The organism is Mycoplasmopsis columbinasalis, assembly GCF_900660705.1.
Lineage (GTDB): Bacteria > Bacillota_I > Bacilli_A > Mycoplasmatales > Metamycoplasmataceae > Mycoplasmopsis > Mycoplasmopsis columbinasalis.
The window spans coordinates 548,872-569,768 of sequence record NZ_LR215043.1 but is presented as its reverse complement, the minus strand read 5'-3'; the positions used below and the strand labels follow the sequence as shown (position 1 = coordinate 569,768).

The 20,897-nt window shown below is 33.1% G+C and carries 15 protein-coding genes and 9 tRNA genes; 12 read left to right on the top strand and 12 right to left on the bottom strand.

Annotation, left to right across the window (positions count from 1 at the left end):
• Positions 1–129: 129 nt before the first annotated feature.
• The 7 genes from EXC55_RS02320 to rplL all read left to right on the top strand — a co-directional run bounded on the left by EXC55_RS02320 (position 130) and on the right by rplL (position 6,901).
• The gene (locus EXC55_RS02320) at positions 130–3,177 is read left to right on the top strand and encodes an AAA family ATPase (protein ID WP_129623067.1); all 3,048 of its coding nucleotides are present in this window, start codon (positions 130–132) and stop codon (positions 3,175–3,177) included.
• A 103-nt stretch (positions 3,178–3,280) separates the two neighbouring features.
• Complete coding sequence (locus EXC55_RS02315) at positions 3,281–3,880, top strand: hypothetical protein (protein WP_129623066.1); 600 nt, start codon at positions 3,281–3,283, stop codon at positions 3,878–3,880.
• A 209-nt stretch (positions 3,881–4,089) separates the two neighbouring features.
• Positions 4,090–4,695: a translation initiation factor IF-3 gene (infC, locus tag EXC55_RS02310; RefSeq protein WP_129623065.1), complete on the top strand. Its 606-nt coding sequence runs from the start codon at positions 4,090–4,092 to the stop codon at positions 4,693–4,695.
• Positions 4,696–4,733: 38 nt separating this feature from the next.
• Positions 4,734–4,925, top strand: a complete 192-nt coding sequence (gene rpmI / locus EXC55_RS02305; RefSeq protein ID WP_129623064.1) for a 50S ribosomal protein L35 — start codon at positions 4,734–4,736, stop codon at positions 4,923–4,925.
• A gap of 83 nt (positions 4,926–5,008) precedes the next feature.
• A complete protein-coding gene (gene rplT / locus EXC55_RS02300; RefSeq protein ID WP_197722274.1) occupies positions 5,009–5,359 on the top strand; it encodes a 50S ribosomal protein L20 in 351 nt (116 codons plus the stop codon).
• A 583-nt stretch (positions 5,360–5,942) separates the two neighbouring features.
• Positions 5,943–6,449 carry a 50S ribosomal protein L10 gene (gene rplJ, locus EXC55_RS02295; protein ID WP_129623062.1) on the top strand — a complete coding sequence of 169 codons (507 nt, stop codon included), beginning with the start codon at positions 5,943–5,945 and terminating at the stop codon, positions 6,447–6,449.
• 80 nt (positions 6,450–6,529) lie between these two features.
• Positions 6,530–6,901, top strand: coding sequence for a 50S ribosomal protein L7/L12 (gene rplL / locus EXC55_RS02290; RefSeq protein ID WP_129623061.1), 372 nt, complete (start codon positions 6,530–6,532; stop codon positions 6,899–6,901).
• 84 nt (positions 6,902–6,985) lie between these two features.
• Here the strand turns inward: rplL and EXC55_RS02285 are convergent, their stop codons facing one another.
• The 3 genes from EXC55_RS02285 to EXC55_RS02275 all read right to left on the bottom strand — a co-directional run bounded on the left by EXC55_RS02285 (position 6,986) and on the right by EXC55_RS02275 (position 12,257).
• The gene (locus EXC55_RS02285) at positions 6,986–9,325 is read right to left on the bottom strand and encodes a UU173 family protein (protein ID WP_129623060.1); all 2,340 of its coding nucleotides are present in this window, start codon (positions 9,323–9,325) and stop codon (positions 6,986–6,988) included.
• On the bottom strand, positions 9,303–10,136 hold the full coding sequence (locus EXC55_RS02280) for an MAGa7180 family putative nuclease (protein ID WP_129623059.1): 834 nt from the start codon (positions 10,134–10,136) through the stop codon (positions 9,303–9,305). Before EXC55_RS02280 ends, EXC55_RS02285 begins: the two co-directional genes overlap by 23 nt.
• A 207-nt stretch (positions 10,137–10,343) precedes the next feature.
• Positions 10,344–12,257, bottom strand: coding sequence for a M13-type metalloendopeptidase (locus EXC55_RS02275; RefSeq protein WP_129623058.1), 1,914 nt, complete (start codon positions 12,255–12,257; stop codon positions 10,344–10,346).
• 312 nt (positions 12,258–12,569) lie between these two features.
• On the opposite strand from EXC55_RS02275, the gene adhP reads away from it, so the two are divergent.
• The gene (gene adhP, locus EXC55_RS02270; protein ID WP_129623261.1) at positions 12,570–13,610 is read left to right on the top strand and encodes an alcohol dehydrogenase AdhP; all 1,041 of its coding nucleotides are present in this window, start codon (positions 12,570–12,572) and stop codon (positions 13,608–13,610) included.
• An 87-nt stretch (positions 13,611–13,697) separates the two neighbouring features.
• Here the strand turns inward: adhP and EXC55_RS02265 are convergent.
• The 9 genes from EXC55_RS02265 to EXC55_RS02225 form a co-directional block, all read right to left on the bottom strand.
• Positions 13,698–13,787: transfer RNA gene (locus EXC55_RS02265), tRNA-Ser, on the bottom strand.
• A 195-nt stretch (positions 13,788–13,982) separates the two neighbouring features.
• Positions 13,983–14,058, bottom strand: a tRNA-Phe gene (locus tag EXC55_RS02260).
• Position 14,059: 1 nt separating this feature from the next.
• Positions 14,060–14,136, bottom strand: a tRNA-Asp gene (locus EXC55_RS02255).
• Positions 14,137–14,140: 4 nt separating this feature from the next.
• Positions 14,141–14,217 (bottom strand) — tRNA-Met (locus tag EXC55_RS02250).
• A gap of 31 nt (positions 14,218–14,248) precedes the next feature.
• A tRNA-Ser gene (locus tag EXC55_RS02245) sits at positions 14,249–14,341 on the bottom strand.
• Between the two features lies 1 nt (position 14,342).
• Positions 14,343–14,418, bottom strand: a tRNA-Ile gene (locus tag EXC55_RS02240).
• 26 nt (positions 14,419–14,444) lie between these two features.
• A tRNA-Met gene (locus tag EXC55_RS02235) sits at positions 14,445–14,521 on the bottom strand.
• 4 nt (positions 14,522–14,525) lie between these two features.
• Positions 14,526–14,602 (bottom strand) — tRNA-Ala (locus tag EXC55_RS02230).
• A 5-nt stretch (positions 14,603–14,607) separates the two neighbouring features.
• Positions 14,608–14,684, bottom strand: a tRNA-Pro gene (locus EXC55_RS02225).
• A gap of 252 nt (positions 14,685–14,936) precedes the next feature.
• Here EXC55_RS02225 and dnaE point away from each other — a divergent pair.
• Genes dnaE through EXC55_RS02205 form a run of 4 tightly spaced genes read left to right on the top strand, consistent with a single transcriptional unit; the run spans position 14,937 to position 20,876 of the window.
• Positions 14,937–17,900, top strand: coding sequence for a DNA polymerase III subunit alpha (gene dnaE / locus EXC55_RS02220; protein ID WP_129623057.1), 2,964 nt, complete (start codon positions 14,937–14,939; stop codon positions 17,898–17,900).
• A 1-nt stretch (position 17,901) separates the two neighbouring features.
• On the top strand, positions 17,902–18,795 hold the full coding sequence (locus tag EXC55_RS02215) for a 5'-3' exonuclease (RefSeq protein WP_129623056.1): 894 nt from the start codon (positions 17,902–17,904) through the stop codon (positions 18,793–18,795).
• 12 nt (positions 18,796–18,807) lie between these two features.
• Complete coding sequence (locus tag EXC55_RS02210) at positions 18,808–19,149, top strand: thioredoxin family protein (RefSeq protein ID WP_129623055.1); 342 nt, start codon at positions 18,808–18,810, stop codon at positions 19,147–19,149.
• An 8-nt stretch (positions 19,150–19,157) separates the two neighbouring features.
• The gene (locus EXC55_RS02205) at positions 19,158–20,876 is read left to right on the top strand and encodes a GIY-YIG nuclease family protein (RefSeq protein ID WP_129623054.1); all 1,719 of its coding nucleotides are present in this window, start codon (positions 19,158–19,160) and stop codon (positions 20,874–20,876) included.
• Positions 20,877–20,897 lie beyond the last annotated feature (21 nt).

Genomic DNA, 20,897 nt, shown 5'->3' with positions numbered 1-20,897 from the left:
TGATAAATAAGGCTATGCCTTAGTGTTATTTGAAAAATTTTGTTTGCTAAACTTATCAAGCTTATTAATATGTATATTTAATATAATAAATGTTACTTATTTTTGTAAAAAGTAGACTGAGGAGACTTGATGAAATTAATAAAAGTCGAAGCACACGGGTTCAAATCCTTCGCTGATCCAATTGCACTTAAATTTGATGGTGGTGTTGCTGGGATTATTGGACCAAATGGCTCAGGAAAATCAAACATTAACGATGCAATTAAATGGGTTTTAGGTGAACGTAGTGCAAAAGAATTACGTGGCGATAACATGGAAGATGTTATCTTTGCCGGTTCAAAAACTGCTAAACCTATGAACAAAGCAGAAGTTACACTTACTTTTGATAATCGTGATTCAAACAATAACATTCCGCACGGCATTATTACCATCAGTAGAGTTTTGGAAAGAGGCAATGGCACAAATACGTATTACTTAAATGGTGAAGTTTGTCGTCAAAAAGATATTAAAGATATCGCGATGGAAACTGGAATTGGTAAAAGTTCGTTAGCTATTATTTCGCAAGGAACAGTTAGCGACATTGCCGAGGCCACCGCTGAAGAAAGAATGGGTATTTTTGAGGAAGCTGCCGGAGTTTCAAAATATAAATTTAGAAAAAAAGAAGCAATTGCTAAATTAGAAAAAGCTGAAATTGGTTTGGAAAAAATTTGTTTAGTAATTGCGGAAATAGAAAAGAAACTTGTTCCATTACGTCGTCAAGCTGAAAAAGCAAAAGTTTTCATTGCTAAAAGTGAAGAATTAAAACAAATTGAAGTTGGTTTGTTAGTTGATAACATTCAACACTATGGAAATCTTTACGAAACATACAACACAGAACTTGATGGTGTCATCGAAACTAAAACTGATTTAGAAGCAAGAATTACTCAACTTGAAGCCAAAATCAACCAATCAGAAGGTATGAAGGCCATCGAAGAAACTGAATTACGAAAACTCGATAAAGAACTCAACGAAGTGAAAACTCGTTTCAACAATCTTGAGTTGATTTTAGCTCGTCAGGAAGAACGTCACCGTTTAATTGCCACCGGACAAGCGCAAGAAAACCACGAAGAACAAGTTCTTTCGTACAAAGCTTTACTTGAAACTAACGCCAACAGATTGAAAGCAATCAACAAAGATATTGCTAGCATCGAAGCTAAAATTGAAGAAAACAACAAATTAATTGAAACTTATTTAGCAGAACTCAATAATTTAAGCATTTCGATTAATAAAAAAGTCGGTGAAATTACCAAAATTGAAACGCACTTGAACACTTTTAGACAACAAAGAGAAAGTGGTTCTTTGATGAACAAGGGTACAAAAGTAATCCTTGAAAGTCGCAATGTTTTTGGCAAGGGTGTTAAAGGTACGGTAGCCGACTTAATTCACGTTGATTTACAATATGTACCAGCCATTAACGCAATTTTAGGTAACTCAGTCCAAAATCTTGTCGTTGACAAATCAGAAACTGCGGTAAAAGCTGTTAACTTTTTAAAAAATAATAATGGTGGTCGTGCAACTTTCATTCCATTAGGCTCAATTGCGCCTAAGTCGGTACGTGATGACTTGGTCTTAGCAATTCAAGGGCATCCAGGTTTTGTGGGCATTGCTTCAGAATTAACTCAATGTAGTATTGAATATGATGTTTTAAACAAGTTTTTACTTGGAAACGTCATTGTGGCTAGTGATATCGAAAGTGCTAACTCAATTGCAAATGTACTTGAACGTCGTTACATGGTAGTTACGCTCGAAGGCGACATTGTGCGTGTTGGTGGTGTGATTACCGGTGGTACACAAGCTGCTGTGCAAACAATTTTAGGACTTGACGAAAAAATTAAAGAACTCGAAACAGTCTTGCCTGGTATTCGCGAGGCTAAAAACAACCTCGAAACCAAACACAATGAAATCAACAACTATCGTCACAGTGCCTTTGAACTTGCCTCACAATACAAACAACAATTACACACTTTATTAGTTAATCGCAACTCTGTACAACAAATTTTTGACGAATTTAGTGTTAAATACCGTGAATTAGCCAACCAAACTATCGACTTAGAATCTGTCAGTCAAACCATCCAAAGTGAAGAAGCAACTTATGAAGACTTACGTAGTCAAATTTTGGCGCTCGAAACACAAGTGAAAGTACGCACTGAATCCATTGTGCGTTTAGCTGCTGATATTAAATTCTTTAATACTAACAGAGCTGACTTCCAGGCTAGTTTAAACAAACTCAACAGTTCGTTTGCTAAAAAAATGGCTGACAAAGATAAGTCAAAATACATTTTGGACCAATCACGTGAAAGATTGGCAACACAATACAAAATGACTTATGAAATGGCAGCACAGTCATATAAACTAGAAATGAACCGTGAACAAGCTACCGAAATTGTGAATCAATTGCGCAGCGAAATCGAAGCACTTGGTTCAGTCAACCTTGAGAGCTTAGAAGCCCTAGTTGAAGAAGAAAACAGATTCGCGGAATTATCAAAAGAAGAAAAAGAACTTTCGGAAGCAAAACAAACTTTTGAAACTGCCATTGCGGAAATGGACAAAATTATTATTACGCGTCTCAAAAACATTGTGACTGATGTAAATGACGAATTTAATAATGTCTTCAAAAGTATGTTTGGCGGTGGTAATGCCCGCCTTTACTTTGACAACCCTAACAACATCTTAGAATCTGGTGTGGAAATTGAAGCGCAACCTCCAGGTAAAAGTGTTAAAAACCTTAAACTTTTCTCAGGTGGTGAAAAATCACTGATTGCAATTTCACTCTTGTTTGGAATCCTCAAAGCACGCCCACTCCCATTGTGTATTCTTGACGAAGTAGAAGCTGCTTTAGACGAAGCTAACGTCGTACGTTATGCTGAATACTTGCAAGCACTCAAAGAAAAAACTCAGTTCTTAGTCATTACCCACCGGCACGGGACAATGAGTAGAGTCGACACTTTGTTTGGTGCTACAATGCAAACTCGGGGTGTGACTTCCTTCTTTAGTTTAAAACTTGAAGATGCCAAAAAACTTGTTGCTGATGAGCAAAAAGATTTTAATGACTTGGAAAAAGGAACCAAAGCCCAACTTAGTGCTGAAACTCCAGACCAACCAGTAACTCCAAGTGAAGAACTTGACTTTGAACTTTCTTAAAAAAATAAAAATGCAAATTCAATAACAGAAATTTGCATTTTTAATTAAAATAAAAGAACTAAAATTGTATTAGTAGACAAATAATGCTAGTAGATAGGAACAAATGAAACTTTGATCAAAATTTTTCTGCACTTCAGTGCTCACTATTGCACCTGTACTAGTTACTGTTTCGTGCAATAATAACAGCTCAAGTAACTGAACAACTATCAAAGCAGAACTAAGTGACATTCGAGACAACCACAAATACAACATCGGTGTCGACCAAACCAAATTAACTCAAGAAGTAACTGAAATTAAGCAATTGGCTCAAGCAAATCAACTTAAATACAAAGAATATGTGCTCAGTTACCAACTTAACAAAATTCCCAAAGCTGCTGAAACTAAATATTTCACCATTGATTACTTAATCGCGCGTGGTTTGTTAGAATTAACTATTAGTGACCAAGCTTTAGCACAAAAATATGCTGCCAAAATTACTAACTTTGCCGATGCCACCATTACTTGAAAGCTTTTTGACCAAGCAAACCCTGATAAGTATTACATCACCTTCGAGATACCAACAACTCAACTAAGCGCCTTGAACTTGATAAATTATGGCGCCGCCCATACACACTTTACCTTTGCGGAAAGTGAAACTCCACCTTCAATTATTGATAGTTATCAATATAATTTAGATATTAGTACTAATTACAAACCAAACTAAGAATTGTGATACAATATGTATCGCAATTTTTAATTGCAGAAAGAGTTTATCTCACCTGAAGGTGTGTTGTCACCTTAGGTAAAAGCTACAATTAAAGTCTTTATTTTAATAGTAGTTAAAGAGCGCCAACCTCTTTACTTTTTATATTTATCTATTTAGGAGAAACCATCCAAGTTAACAGAAATAATCGTAAACCACAAGCTGAACACATCATTAATGAAAACATTCCGTTTAAAAAAGTGTTTGTGATTGGCGAAGATGGTGAAAAAATTGGCGTGCTCGACACACGTCAAGCAATTGAAATGGCTAAGGAACAAAAACTCGATTTAGTTTTAATTAGTACCGAGCCTAAACCAATTGCCAGAGTTTTAAATTATGGTAAATTCAAATATGAACGTAAAAAGAAGCAAAAAGCTGCCAAGGAAAAACAAACTATTATTCAAAATCGTCAAATTCGCTTAACGCCACTCATTGGCATTCACGATTTGAATGTTAAGAGTAAGAAAGCTAGAGAATTTTTACTTGACGGTGACAGAATTAAAGTTAGTTTGAAGTTTCGCGGACGTGAACTTGCTCGTCAAGAGTTAGGTCACCAAACCCTGCAAAAATTTTATGAATCTTTAGCAGATATTGCTGATATTACCAAAGAAGCAACTTTAGTCAACGACAGATTTTTAGATATGTATTTACAACCTAACAAAACTAAAGTTGCTAAGTATAAAAAAGAAAATAACTTAGTAGATAAATCAACTACAAATACCGAAGCAAGAGTTAACAATAATCAAGAACAAGTTGAAACCGAAACAGAAGAATAATTGTTTTAGTCTCACACTCTGTTTCAAAAGGAAGCAAAATGTCAAAAATGAAGACCAAAAGTGCTCTTAAAAAGAGGATCAAAGTTACAGGAACTGGTAAAGTTATGCGTGAACAAGCTTACCGTTCACACTTAGCTCAAAACAAAACCACTAAACAAAAGCGTCAAGCTCGTAAACGTGCACTCATGCATGCTTCAGACTTAAAAAGATTTAAAGCTTTATTCAAATAGAGTTATTAACGCTTAGTTAATTAATTACATAAAGCTACTGAATCATTAACAATTATTATTTAAACAATTAAGGGAGAACAATCATGAGAGTAAAAGGCGGAACAGTCACTAGAGCAAGACGCAAAAGATGATTAAAGCACGCAAAAGGATACTGAGGACACAAGTCAATTGGCTTTAAAATTGCTAAGGAAGCAGTTGTTAAGTCATGAACTTATGCCTTTAGAGATCGTAAGCAAGTAAAACGTAACTTTAGAAAACTTTGAATCGCGCGTATTAACGCAACTGTAAGAGCACAAAATCTTACTTATTCACAATTTATTAATGGACTTAAAAAAGCTAACGTTGAAATTAATCGTAAAATGTTATCAGAATTAGCAATTAACCAACCACAAGCTTTTAACCAACTCGTTGAAATGGTAAAGAACCACAAATAAATCACACGTTAAAAAACAAGCAACAAAAGTTGTTTGTTTTTTTATTTTGACATAATAGAAATCTTTCATATTCGAATCAAAAGAGAACAAAGTTAAACAAAGCAATTCTGTTCTACTCAAATTTCTTAGGATCAGTCTTTAGTTGACGAAAAATCAAAAAAATTTTATTCTGCATAAAGAGTTGCTGAAGTGTGCAGACAGGGCGAATTTCCAGATATGTTGAATTAAAACGACTATTTAAATTGAGTAAATTAGATTTTTATTCTAATTACGCTTCTATATAAAAGGTAGGAGTGTGTTTTGAGTAAGTCACTGCAAAAACCAACCGCAAAGTCTTTTCTTAGCTTATAGAATCAAACCCGTTAATATCAGCATTAAAATCTAACAGAAAATCAACTTAAAAACATATTAAAAAACTTGACAAAATAGCGCTACTTTATATTGTTTTTTACATTAAAAAAAGCATTTGATGATAAAATTATGCAGCAATACGTGAAGACAGCAACGGTGTTGTGAATCCACAAGCTTAATAATGTTGCCAAATGTATATCACTTATTGTTTTACTTGCAGAAAGGAGAACAAATGTCAGCAGTTAAAGAATCAGCTTTAAGATTAGCAAAAAAAGAAATTGTTAAAGAAATTGTTAACAAACTACAAACAGCAAAATCATTAGTTACAGCTGAATATCGTGGTTTAACAGTTGCGGAATTAACTAAACTTCGTAGACTTGCTAAGAAAAATAACATTGACATCAAAGTTTATAAAAACAGATTGTTCAAGTTAGCAGCTCAAGAACTTGGTTATTCTGATTTAAGCGAACACTTAGTTGGACCAAACATTTTTGCTTTTGGCGTTGAAGATGAACTTGCACCTTACAAATTACTTGCTAACTTTGCAAAAGAAAACAAAATTTTTGTAAACAAAGCCGGTTTATTCGAAGGTAAAGTTGTTAATGCACAAGGCGTGGCAGAAATTGCAACTTTACCAAACTACCAAGAAGCACTTACCATTCTTGCTCGTTCATTGATGGGTGGTCTTCAACAACTTTCTCTTTCACTTAAATTAGTGAGTGAAAAGAAAGAAGCTTAATGAGTGAAACATTTTTGTTTCCTTAACATTCAACAAAAAATCAATTCAATTTATTCACAAATATATAGAAAGGTGACACAATGGCAAAATTAGAAAAAGTAGCTTTTATCGAAGCTTTAAAAGAAATGTCAATTAAAGAAGTTATGGAACTTGTTGAAGCAATGAAAGAAGAGTTCGGCATCGACCCTTCAGCAGTTGCTGTAGCAGCTGGTCCAGCTGCTGGTGCAGAAGCAGAAGAAAAATCAACAGTTTCAGTTGTTATTACCGCTGACAACGGTAAGAAATTACCAATTGTTAAAGTAGTTAAAGAATTACTTAACTTACCATTAATGGATGCTAACAAACTTGTTTCAGCTCTTCCAGCAACAGTAAAAGAAAATATTCCTGCTGCAGAAGCTGAAGAAATTAAAGCTAAACTTGTTGAAGCTGGTGCTTCAGTTGACATTAAATAATTGTTTTCTTTAAGTTAATTAAAAAAATGTAGCCTGCTAAAGCTACATTTTTTTATTTTTAAAATATTCTGTAACTAATATGTTCTATCTATCCACAATTTCAACATCAAATGTTTCTGGATTAAATTTGATAACATCATCCTTGTTAAGTTTATAAGCATAATCTTTGATCCGAGGAAACACATCAGCGATGATAGTTTCAAAGAAACTAAAAGTTACAAGCATAGCCACCACATCATTTTGGCAATATTCTTGTAATTGAACAACGTTAGCGCCTCACTCATTATCACCAATAAGACCAAGATAACGATTGTTAGCTAAAGTCATCGCCATCGAACCATTCCGCACATCAAGATTTTTGTATTCTTTAAAATATTCACTGTATTTGAGTTTTAAATTATTTTTGGTAATTAATTTTTCAATAGATTTTATACTTTTTTTACCTAGCAATTCATACAAGAAAAACGTTGAAACAGCAAAACCTTTACTTGTCACATCATAAAATTCCAAATTGATAGACTTGTTTTTTTGAAATTCAGTTTTAGTTTTTGGCAATTTCAAGACAATGTCATTTTTTGTTCTATTTTCATAATTAATAAGATCTGAATTTATTGGAAAACAAAATTGATTTGCAGCTGGAGTCTGCTTCAAAAAATCCATTAAATCTAAAGTATGATTCTGAATATGCTCTACAATCGCCGCAAGATCTAAAGGTGAATTGATACCTAGGTCCTTAATTTTTTTAATTAAGTCGTGATCTTTATTTAACGCAAAAGTTCTGTCAACTGCGTGAAAAATATCTAAATTTCTTGTGTTTTCATAACTCTTGTTGTAGACAACATAATAATCAGCACGATTGCTATAAACTTTTAAAATATTGTCAACTAAATCTGCTAAATCTAGATTTTTTGGATCTTTTACAATATTGTCAGCTATTTTTTTCTCTTCACTAATAATTTTGCCATTTATTGTTCTAATGATACTCACTTGATTAGTAACTTGTTGATAGTGCAGCATATTATCAAGGATTGGCGCAACAGATGAAACACCCTCATAGTCATATCAAACATATTTTTTATCTTTCTTAAAATATTGAGAAAGCAAAGTTAAAGCAGTTTCAGAAAAAAAGTTTTCTCTTTTTTTAAGATTTTGAATTATGTTTTTTAGTTCATCAAGTTGATCTTGTGTTAGTGCGTTTGTAATTCTTTTTAACGTACCAAACGAATAAAAGTTATTCACACCTAAATATTGAGCAATAATTTGTTTTTTTGCATCTTTTTGCGAGCCATAAACTTTATGAAAGTCATTTGGCATTGCTATTTCATTTTTGTTATTACTATATTGGGGTAACAGAGTATAGTATCCTGAAATAATTTTTTGTACCTGCGTATCAAAGTCGCCAAAAGCTCCTTCTTCATTGTAATCTTCGCCCCCATTTGTAAAAATACATTCAGTTGTTTTTGCTTTCAATCGATAGGGCTTTAAAGGTTTACCTTCGATTACAGCATGTTTAAAAGTTAAAGGATGATTTACAAATTCTGAAGTGTAAAAAAGACCTGTATTTATTGCGTACATAGCTTTTCTCAAAAGTTCAGGGTCTTGCTTTTTACCACTAAGAAAACTCTTGTTTTTCGCGGTTTTATTAGCGTTTGCTGCACTTGTAATTAAATAAGAGACTTTACCTCGCTTAGTAAATCGAACTGAATTATCAAAAAGCAACATTTTAAAACTGTCAATTCTAAAATTAAGTCGATTAGCAACTTCATAACACCAATTAACTTTTAAGTAATCTTCTACCGAATTGCTCGCTTTATAACGAATCAAATAAGCTTCTCTTTTTTCTTTATCATAGGCAAATAAATTGGATTTTAAAACGAACTCGTCATCGTATTTGCCTATATTATAGGGGTAAATCAAAACAGGATTAAAAATATAACGCACCTGGTCGTCAGCCATTAACTGAGCCATCTCGGCAGCTACTTTTTCTGCAGTTTGCATTGTGTTTATTGTTTTTGCACTATCTTTATTAGCGTGAAAAACTTCTTCAAGCATAAATGTTTTTGCTTGCGCAAATAAATCATCATAAATTTTTTTATTAGAACGTTGTGTGTAATCTCAAGTATCTTCTGGAGTTAATTCTTCTAAAAAATCATCAAAATCAAGTTTCAAATTACTTATTTCACCGTCAAATTCGCCATCTTCATCGCTATCTAAGTCAGCAAATTCTTCTCAAAATGTGAGCTTGTTTTGTTCAAAATTGGTTTTTTCGTATAACTCAAAACCATTCGCGTCTACTGGGGGAATAATTAAATTTTGCTGTTCGTCTTTACGTTCTCAAATAAAGTATGGTTGAGAAATAAAAGAGTTTAAATACTGTTTGTAACCAATTATGATTGGTTTTTTATCTGAACTCAATGTTTTCATCAACCTTTCCTTTCTCTTTTCAACTATTAAAAAGAATTTCTCACTCAGCTTCGTTTCGACATCTTAAGTAATCAACTTGATCTTTATCTCTTGGAAGCTGGTACTTTGGTGAACGACCTAAGTTTGTATATTTTTTTCAAAAGTCTTTAACTACTTTTATATCGTCTTGCGCCATAGCCTCATTGACTTTAAAGTTAAACATTTGTGTTTGTTTAAGAAAATTAACTTGATCATAATTCGTGTAATCAGTTTCTTCTAAAAAGGTACCCACAATAGAATAATATGGATAACCAAGTAAATAAGCATACAATTGCGCTTGTTTTTTATAATCTTCTGGAATTACTCCACCGACTCAAGTAGCACGTTTTTTTGCCCCAACGGCTTTAAGTTCTAAGACTGTTTTGTGTGTTGGTACTAGCGCATCAGGAACTCCACCAATAATTTCGTCATTTTTAAAGTAATCGTATTCAACATCTTCAGCTCTAATGTGTTCAATCGTGGCACCAGGAAATATTTTTTGCATAAAAGTAACCACTTTTGGTTCCAGTGCAACACCCGCATTTATATATTTCATTTGCAAAGCGGGCATTTTAAGTCTGGAAATAAAACAAAAAGCATTAAATTGACTTTTAAAAGCATCAGTTTCAAAAACATCGCCAATCGATGACCCACCAAATTTTTTAAATTTTTTAAACTTATTTGGCGATTCCAAAAGTTCTTTGTGGAAATCCGGCAACAAACGTACTTCTTGTGCTTCTTCGTCTAAAACATAATCTTTACCGTTATAAAATCTTTTTAAAATACTACTCATAAAATTCTCTTCTTTTTTGCAAAACAAAAGCTCTCGTTACTAGCTAATTCATAGTTTTGATTAATTAATGTATTTGTTTAATTATAAAAGCTACTTTTTACTCACAAATTTTCTTCTACTATTTTATAGCTTGTAAACTTTTTAGGTCACAAAAGAGACCACTTTGAAACAAAAAAACACAGGCACAAAATCCTGTGTTTGTACGAATTATCAAATCGTAACTCTCTTTTCTTTTGGCAAGAACATCTTGTCGCCTTCTTTTATATCGAAAGTTTCGTAAAATTCGTCAAGATTTTTAAGTTGCATATTTGCTCTTAATTCAGTTGAAGCATGCGGGTCAGTCACAAGTAAAACTTTGGCTGCATTTTCCGTCATAAGTTGTCTTCAGATTGTTGCTCAACTAATGAAGAAATCTTCTGAAGAATGATCTGGATCAAGTTTTGATGCTGCTAAAGCACAAGAAATTCCACCGGCATCAGCAATATTTTCTGAGAGAGTTAACTTTCCATCGCATTTACCACCGAAGGTTTCCACGCCATCAAATAAATCAATCATTTTTTTACCTAATTCGGTGAAAGTATCAAAGTCCGCTTGGGTTCATCACATATTCAAGTTACCTTTTTCATCGAATTGTGCTCCGTGATTGTCAAAAGCGTGACTAATTTCGTGTGCGATCACGGCACCAATACCACCATAATTAGCTGCTGAACTTTGTTTTGTCGAGTAAAATGGTTCATTTAAAATAGCAGCTGGGAAAACAATTTGGTTAAATACAGGTGAGTAGTATGCATTCACTACGTTTGGCGCCATACCTCAGAAGTTTTTGTTAACTGGTGTGTCGATGCATGAAAAGCTTCACTTCATTCTGACTTTTGCGAGTTCGATTACGTTTGCCAATAAATTACCGCCTTCAGCGTATGAACTAACTTTAAAGTCTTTGTAAAATGGACGAAATTCTTTTGGATAACCAATTTGCACGTCTAAAGTTCTCAATTTGAGTAAAGCTTTTTCTTTAGTTGCTGGTGAAAGTCAGGTGTTGTTTTGTAATCTTTGCGCATAAATCTCGATCATTGTAGCAACTTTTTTCTCAACGTCTTTTTTGATTTTATTTGAAAAGTATTTGTCCACAAAAGCCATTCCCACTGGCATTGAAAAGAAGCTCACAGCAAGGTCTGTTGCTACTTTTTTTGGTGCTTTTGGTCTCTTAACACCAGAAACTACACGACCAAATTGGGTTGCGGTTACTCTAGTAGCGTCATCAGCATACTTAGCAAAATCAAGTGCTGTAGTAACAATTAATCATGATTTGAATTGGTTTCAGTTACGACGGTTAACAACTTTGTCAAGATTTTCGAAGAATCTTGGGTAAGTTGGTGAAACAATTTTGACATCTTTACCAGTTAATTCTTGCACTAAGGTTGATAACTTCACATTCTTTGAAAACTTATTGAATTCTTTCAAAGTAAGTGGGTTATACATTTTTGAATAATCAGATAATTCAAGGCCGCTTGGGTAGTAAGCCGCTAAATTTTCATCAAATTTATGTGTACCTTTTAACAATGCACGAATTTCTTCTGGGCTAAAACCAAGTTGAGCAAGAATTTTCTTTGCGCCTTTGTCATAGGCACGAAGTAAAACTTTCTTTTGTGGATGATCATCTTTGTAGTATGAAATTTCAGGCAAGATAATTGTTGCTGGTTCAACGTACAAAATTTGATTTTGACTGTTAGCAAAATCTGCATAAACTGAAAAGTTAAGAATTGCATTAAAGCCATTTAGCGCAAGATGCGAATACTTGCTTCAGTAATCTTCAAGTGAATCGAGTTGTTTAAGTTCTTCGAGATAAGGAAGTAACGGAGTCACTCCGAGTTCATCTCTCTTAGTAGCATTAGTTGTGAGTTGATAAAATTTTGCGAAGTTTTGTAAAATTGGGTCTGTCAATTTGTTGTTAACAAATTTTTGCTCAAGTTCGTCTGCTAATTTTTCTACTCTCTTTTCGTTCTTTAGGTGAATTTCCACAAAAGTACCAATACTTGGTCGATTGTTTGGAATCTTTGTTTTCGCAAGTCACTCTTTATTCACGGCACGATAAAAATTTTCTTTAAGAAGTGTACGGTCCATAAACATCCTTTCTGTTTATTAAAAATTAAATATCTATTAATTTTATAATAAAAGGCTTATCTCTAGTGAGTTAGAAAAATTGGGGCAAACGCATTTGTTTCATTTTTGTTCCAAATGAGCTTGTTTTTGCTTTTTTCGCATTCAAAATAACGATAAAAAGCAGAGTTTACTATGAAAATATCAAAACAATTTGCTTACCGCTTTGACTATTCAATTGTGATTTTTTATAAAAATTCTAAAATAAAAATGTAAGAGATTTTTATATACTTTGACACATTTACCTCTTGCAGAAAGTGAATGATTATGGAAAAAATGAAAGCTTTTGTCGTTCGTGCTCCAAAACAATGAAGCGTCGAAGAAGTTGAAATTCCAAAACCAAAATACAAAGAAGTGCTTATTAAGATGGAAACATCTGGCGTTTGCCACACTGATTTACATGCCGCTAACTTTGACTGGTTAGTACAACCAAAATACCCACTTATTCCTGGCCATGAAGGTATCGGAATTGTTACAAAGCTTGGTGAAGGTTGCACCAGACTTAAAGTTGGTGACAGAGTTTGTTTAGCTTGACTCCACGATGCATGTGGCAGCTGTGAATTCTGTTTACAAGGTGAAGAAACACTTTGTCCAAACCAAAATATGTCAGCTTACACCAAAGATGGTTCATTTGCTGAATACGCAATTGGCCACGAAGACTTTGTTGGTATCGTGCCTGAAAAACTTGACCTTATCACAGGCGCTCCTGTTGTGTGTGCTGGTGTGACAACTTACAAAGCAATCAAGCGTGCTAACGTAAGAGCTGGTCAATGAGTAGCAGTAATTGGAGTTGGCGGACTTGGACAACTTGCAATTCAATATGCAAAAGCAATGGGCTACCGTCCAATTGGTGTTGATTTAACCGATGAAAAATGTGACTTAGCACTTAAAAGTGGTGCAGAATTTGCTTTCAACTCAGCTAAAGATCCTAACTGAGTACAAAACTTAATTAAAGCTACCAATGGTGGTGCTCATGGTGTAATTAACACCTCAGTGTCAAAACAAGCAGCTCAAAACGGTATGGACATTTTACGTCGTAATGGTCGTCAAGTTCTTGTTGGTTTACCATCAAAAGATGCGCATGGTAAAGATGAATTTGGTGTTTCAATCTTCTGAACAGTACTTTTTGAAAGAGAACTTGTTGGTTCTATTGTTGGAACCAGACTCGACTTAGCTGAAGCGCTTGAATACGCAGCTGAAGGTAAAGTAAAATCAGAAGTTACTCGTGTAGTAAGAATTGACGAAATTCCAGAAATTTTTGACAAATTACAAAAAGGTGAATTCTTAGGTCGTGCTGTAATCGACTTTAGAAAATAAATAACCACGCTATTAGTAAAAAACACTCTTGCTTCTTGTCAAGAGTGTTTTTTAATGATTACAAAACTTTAATGGCGCGCTTACATTTGGCGGGTGATGAGGGATTCGAACCCTCGAGGGATTTGCATCCCTGACAGTTTTCGAGACTGCTCCCGTCGGCCTCTTGGGTAATCACCCTGCTTATTTTAATAATATAATGAATCGTTTAAAAATACAAACTATTTCTGCGAATTTAGTAAAAATACGATGCCAATTTTTACGAGTCAATTTTGCCAATACCACTATAATATAGGTTTCAAAATCAAATTGATTTTGTTCGATTTAATTAACTTTATAAAAAAAAGTTCCTCAAAGGAACTAATTGAAGCGATATGGTGGCTCCGGCAGGAATCGAACCAGCGACACACGGAGCTTCAGTCCGTTGCTCTACCAACTGAGCTACAGAGCCGTGGCGGTCCAGACGGGAATTGAACCCGCGATCTCCTCCGTGACAGGGAGGCGTATTAAACCACTTTACCACTGGACCATTTTGGTGGCGGGGGTTGGACTTGAACCAACGACCTCAGGGTTATGAGCCCTGCGAGATACCTAACTTCTCCACCCCGCGATGTAAAGTTCTGGTGTTCACATGGAACAAATGGCGGGTGATGAGGGATTCGAACCCCCGCGGGCCGTGAAGCCCCTGGCAGTTTTCAAGACTGCTCCCTTCAGCCAGACTTGGGTAATCACCCCTGGTGGACCCAACAGGATTCGAACCTGTAACCAACCGGTTATGAGCCGGTTGCTCTAACCATTGAGCTATAGGTCCGTATAACCGTTAGGTATTCCATATTTTGGTAGCGTCGATGAGAGTCGAACTCATGACCTTCCGGGTATGAACCGGATGCTCTAACCAACTGAGCTACAACGCCATAATGGTGGAGGATATGGGATTCGAACCCACCACCCCTTGCGTGCAAGGCAAGTGCTCTAGCCAAATGAGCTAATCCCCCGTAAATGGTGAAGAAGACAGGATTTGAACCTGCGACCACTTGGTCCCAAACCAAGCGCTCTACCAAGCTGAGCTACTTCTCCGCTTTTTAAAGGTACTAAAAAGCAAAAGTTATTATAGCACTATATTCTATTTTTTAAGAAAATAAAATATAAATTTTCTCGCTTGGAATTTTCAAACTTGTCTAACTTAATTTAGTGAGCAAATGCAATGATTTTTTTATTTTTGCATATACTTAATATTAGTTATTAAGATATAAAAAAATCTGTAAAACAGATCTTGCATTGACATACTCAATGTCGGCTCGCAGTTTATTATATCAGAAACGGGGAATTATGAAATTAATTCATTTGTATAACCAAACACATTATTCTTTTTTAGATTCTTTAATAAGTGTTGAAGATTTAGTAAAAACCAATGCCAAAAATGGAGTAAGTGCTGTCGCTTTAACCGATCACAATAATTTATTTGCACTTGGTGAATTTTTGGATGCTTGCAAAAAGTACAAAATTAAACCAATTATTGGTGTTGATTTAGATACTATAATTAACAATTATGTCTATAGAATAGTGTTATTAGCAAAAAACAACGTTGGATACCAACGTCTTAATGAATTAATTCATTTTGTCAACAAACATGGACCAGTGCCTATTGAAAAATTTCAAGACGACGACAATCTTTATTTAATTGATCACCCTTCAAAAGGTTTTTATACTCTGGACAATCGCAATATGTATTCGGATTTTTTTGAAAAAAATTCTAATTTTTATACTATCAGAAAATACAAAGCGTTATCAAATAATGAAATTGTTGTGCGGGAAAATAAAATTTTGTTCGCCAGTCAAAACCAAGCACTTAAAACTTTACAAAAAATCGGTAATTTACCTGTTTCACAAATTGATTTCCCCGATTATGATAACGAATTTAGCAATGACACTGATACTATAATTTTTAATCGTATTAACGAAATTGTGATTAATTGTAATGTTACTTTTGAAAAGAAAAATTTAAATTTAGCACACTTTAACAATTTCACCGACCAAGAAGCCGAAAGTTACTTTAACAAATTACTTGAAGAAAGTGTCAGAGCGAGAATTGATGAATTAGAAGAGTATGACTCTTGGTTGCAAAGACTAAATTATGAACGTAAAGTTATTCGAGATTTTGGTTTTATTAATTACTTTTTAATTATTCAAGATTTAATTAAATGAGCTAAAAGTCAAAACATTGCTATTGGTCCTGGACGTGGCAGTGCTGCTGGTTCTCTTGTGTCTTATCTGTTAGGAATTACTGACGTAAACCCCCTGAAATATGATCTTTTGTTTGAAAGATTTTTAAATCCCGATCGAAAAACTTGACCTGATATTGATATTGACATTCAAGATGATCGCAGAAATGAAGTTTTTGAATATGTACAACAAAAATATGGTTATGCTAATACTGCTTTGATTAGCACTTTCCAAACTATGGGAGCAAAAAATTCAATTCGAGATGTAGCGCGAACACTAGGAATTTCAGTTGCAGAAGTTAACAGAATTTCGAAGCTAATTCCTTTTAACGCAACCTTGGCTGAAACTTACGCGCAAAACTTCGCTTTTCGTGATGCAATTCAACAACATCCTAATTTATATGAATTAGCTGTACAACTTGAAGGCCTGCCAAGACAATATGGTTACCATCCAGCTGGTTTAATCGTTGCTAACACGCCAATTTTAAAAGATTTGCCTGCATTCGAAGTTTCTGATATGAATTTTTTACAAGTTCAATTATCAATGAAACACATTGAAGAATTTGGTTTCTTAAAAATTGATTTGCTTGGTTTAAAAACATTGACTGAAATTGCTGATATTGAAGCGGAAATTCCCGTCGAAGCAAGGTTTGATTCCTTATACAAAAGAGATTCAAGAGTAATTAACGATCCAAGCGTTTTAATGATGTTAAATGATGGTTATACTGAAGGAATTTTTCAGCTTGAATCAAACGGAATGAAAAGTACTATTAAAAAAGTTAAACTGGAAGTTTTTGACGATTTATACGCGGTAATTTCTCTTTTTAGACCTGGACCAAAAAATTACATTGATACTTATGCTCAACGTAAGAATGAAAAAGTTGATTATCCAAAAGTCGAAAGAAATTACAATGCAATCGTTGAAAAAACTTATGGAATTATTGTTTACCAAGAACAGATAACGCAAATTGCGCAAAAAGTAGCTTTGATGTCGCCTGGAGAAGCAGATTTCTTGCGACGTGCAATTAGCAAGAAAAATGAAGAATTAATTCAAGAGTATCAAAGTAAATTTATTGCGGGCGCTGTACAAAATGGATTGAGCCATGAATTTGCTAATGAAATTTACGAAAACATCAAACTTTTTGGTCTTTATGGTTTTAACAAGTCACACGCAGTAAGTTATGCATATTTAACTATTAAAATGGCTTTTTACAAGTGCTATTATCCTGCGTTTTTCTACAAAGCTTTAGTTTCAAATAATTCACAATCGCAAGATACGATTATTCAGTATGTTCAAGAAGCGCAAGAAATGGGTTTTGCTGTTGAATCTCCAAACATTTTTTACTCTTCGAAAAAATGTGAAGTTCACAATAATAAACTTTACTTGCCTTTCAATATTATTAAGGGTTTTGGAGCTGAAAGTGTAAAGAAAATTGTTGCGGATAAGTCTATACACAAGGAATATTCGCAAAACCTCATCGAAACATTATTAAGATTAAAAGCTGCTGATATTAAAAACAACCACATCGAAACTTTAATCAAAGCTAATGTGTTTAGAGACTTTAACACAATTAAAAATGTACTTTATATTTTTAACAACGTTATCGACTCACTACCTAAACCACCAAAAAACCTTGATGATCCTTATACATTTTATATTCAACAAGCACAGGCACTTAAAAGCGTCGAAGAATTAATGAATAATAAGGCGCTTACTATTAATGAAATTGATTACGAAAAAACTTGTGAAGAAGAAGCTTTAGGAACGACTTTTAACGCTGTTTATTCGCGAATTTACGAAAAAAACTATCCAAAAAGATTGAATGAAATTAAATATGGTCAGCCTCCAAGTTTGTACGTTGTTGAATTTGTTTCATTAAAAAAGAACTCTGGCAAGAACTTTTACACACTAATTTGTAAGGACACTTCAAAAACAATGAGGTTTTTCTTAAGTTCTTATCTGAAAGAAAAATTTAACGGTATTACCACATATAAGGTAGTAGAACTGAAAATAGAATGAAACAAAGCGAATAAAAATCCACAAGTGTTAGATTGAAAAGGAATTATTTAAAATGAACAAATTTCTATTAATAGACGGAAATTTATTAATGTTTAAGTCATTTTATGCAACGTATAATCCGAATGTACCTGAAAAAATTTTAAAAAATAGTAAGGGTATTTACACAAATGCAATTTATGTCTTTTTAAAATCTTTGTTCAAAATTTTGGACTATATTAACCCAACACATTTAATGATTGCTTTTGATGCAAGTTCGCAAACTTGACGAAAACAAGAATTCGCAAACTACAAAGAAGGTCGAAGTAAAACGCCAGAAATTCTTTTTAGTCAGTTCGATATTTTAAAAGTATTACTCACAAAATTAAATTGTTTTTGACTTCAACACGAGGGAGATGAAGCGGACGATATAATTGCCACTTTTACAAAGAACCCAGGTTTTCATTACTATGTTTTTTCAAATGATAAGGATTTGCTTCAACTTGTTGACGAAAATGTAACTATAGTTCAAACAGGAAAAACGGATTACGAAAACCCTTATAAAATTATTTCCAATCAAAATTTCTTCCAAATTTTTAATTTATTTCCGAATCAAATTCCTGATTTCAAAGGTCTAGCAGGAGACTCTTCAGATAACATTCCGGGTGTGAATCAAATCGGTGAGAAAAAGGCAATAACTTTATTACAAAAATTTGGCAATATTGATTCTATTTATAAAAACATTGATGAAATTAAAAGCAAATTGCGCGAAAATCTAGAAAACGAAAAGGAATTAGCTTTTTTTTATAAAAAAATAGCGACTTTAAACAAAGATGTTCAAATTGATTATTCACTTGGTCAATGTATAAATTTTTTTGATGGTGACTTAACTGACGCAATCAAGATGCTCGAAGATCTCGAACTAAAGTCAATAGCAAATAGAATAAAAAACTTTACTATAAAATGATAAATAGGAGAAATTATGAAAAAAATAAGTTTTAAAGAGTTAGACAACATTTTACTCTTGCCAGAAAATAAAAATAAATTATTTTTTATTGAATTTTCCGTAACGTGATGTGGTGACTGCAAAATGATGCAACCTATAGTAAATGCACTTATTGATGATTATAAACAAAATGAAAATGTCATTTTTTTAGAAATTGATGCGGAAGAAGCGGGTATTTTTAGAGATCCTACTTCTAAATGACAAGTTTTAAAAGTTCCTACTTTTGTTTTTGTTAAAAACAATCAAATTCAAAAAACTTGCTACGAATACTATCCTAAAGAACTTCTTGCTCAATTCATTGAAAACTATATTGACTAATCCAAATAATGACAAAAGAAGAAATACTTAAAAAACTTAAAGGTGTTACCACTTCTGCAGGAATTTATCTTTGAAAAAATGCCGAAGATGAAGTGGTTTACGTCGGAAAAGCAAAAAACCTCAGAAATAGAATGCATCAATATTTTGAGGGAGCAGAAAATTCATACAAAACTTCAAAATTAGTCCAAGACATTGCTGATTTTGAAGTTTTTGTCGTCAACAATGATAAGGAAGCCTTACTGTTAGAACGCCAATTTATCAGCAAATATAATCCAGTCTACAATATTTTGCTTCGTGATGACAAGAAATATCCATATATTAAAGTTGAATTAAAACAAAAACTTTTCATTAATCTTTCTTTTAAAGTTAAGCATAGCGATTCGCCAACTTCTTTCTATTTTGGCCCTTTTCCGAATGGATATGGAGCCAGACCAATTTTAAAATTATTAGAAAGAGAAGCTTTTTATGAAAAAGGTCTATATATAAAAAATGATGACTATGAATTTTGAAAAGAAAAATTCGAAAAAATCAAAGGAATTTTAAAATTCAACAGCTCATATATTAATGAATTAGAAAGGAAAATGTATGAAGCTGCAGATAATAATCAATTTGCTATCGCTAAAGATTTAAAAGATTGTTGAACTTATTTGAAAAAATTAAACGAAAACCAAGTTATTGAATTAAAAGAAATAAGTGACATCGACGTGTTTTCAGCTAAAGAAATTGATAACTTTCTTTATATAAACATAATTTTTTATCGTTATGGAATTTTGATTCACCGTGAGTTTTACACAATACCAATTAAAATTGACTTAAAACACACTTTTGAAACGTTTGTGAACCGTTTTTACAATTTAAATTTGATACCTAACAAAATTATTTCAAACATTAACATCAGTGATTTTGAATTTGATTTTTCAAATCTTTCGCAAAAATTTATTCTCCCAAAAACTGGTATTAATGCTCAAATTTTAAGTTTGGGTTTACAAAACATTGATGAATATTACAAAAATAATCATTTACAAATTAAAGACAAAGCTAGAGAAGCGCAAGCAATGTTAGAGTTGCTTAAAACATATGTACCTGTTAAAGATTTAAAGCAAATTGTTTTATTTGATAATTCAAATTTGAATAATACAAACCCAATTGGAGTAGCAGTTGTTTATATTGATGGTGTAAAAAGTAAAAGTCTTTACCGAAAATATAATCACGAAAATTTAATTGATCAACACGCTGATGTCCAATATATGAAAATGACTGCTGAAAAATATTTACGAAATCTTAACTTCAATGTTTTGCCATCGCTAATTATTGTTGATGGCGGACTTCAACAAGTTAATGCTGTACAAAAAGTTTTGAACTTTCTAGATTTAGATATTCCTTTAGTTGGGCTTGTAAAAGATGACAAACACAGAACAAGAGCATTGATTAACTTAGAACGTGAGGAAGTTGAAATTGCAGATAAAAAACTTTTTTCTTTTTTAGCAGAAATGCAAATAGAAGTTGATCGCTTCGCAAAAGAACATTTTCGAACTCGCCATAGAATTTCATCTCTAGATGGAAAATTGCGTTCGATTAAAGGTTTAGGCGAAATGATGGAAAATAGATTACTAAGTCATTTTAAATCTTATAGTGACATATATAATGCTTCTGTAGAAGAACTTTCGAAAGTTGTTCCTAAACATATTGCGGAAAAAATTTTTAATAAAGAATTTCTTAAAAAATAAATTAGACACTACCCTCTCCTA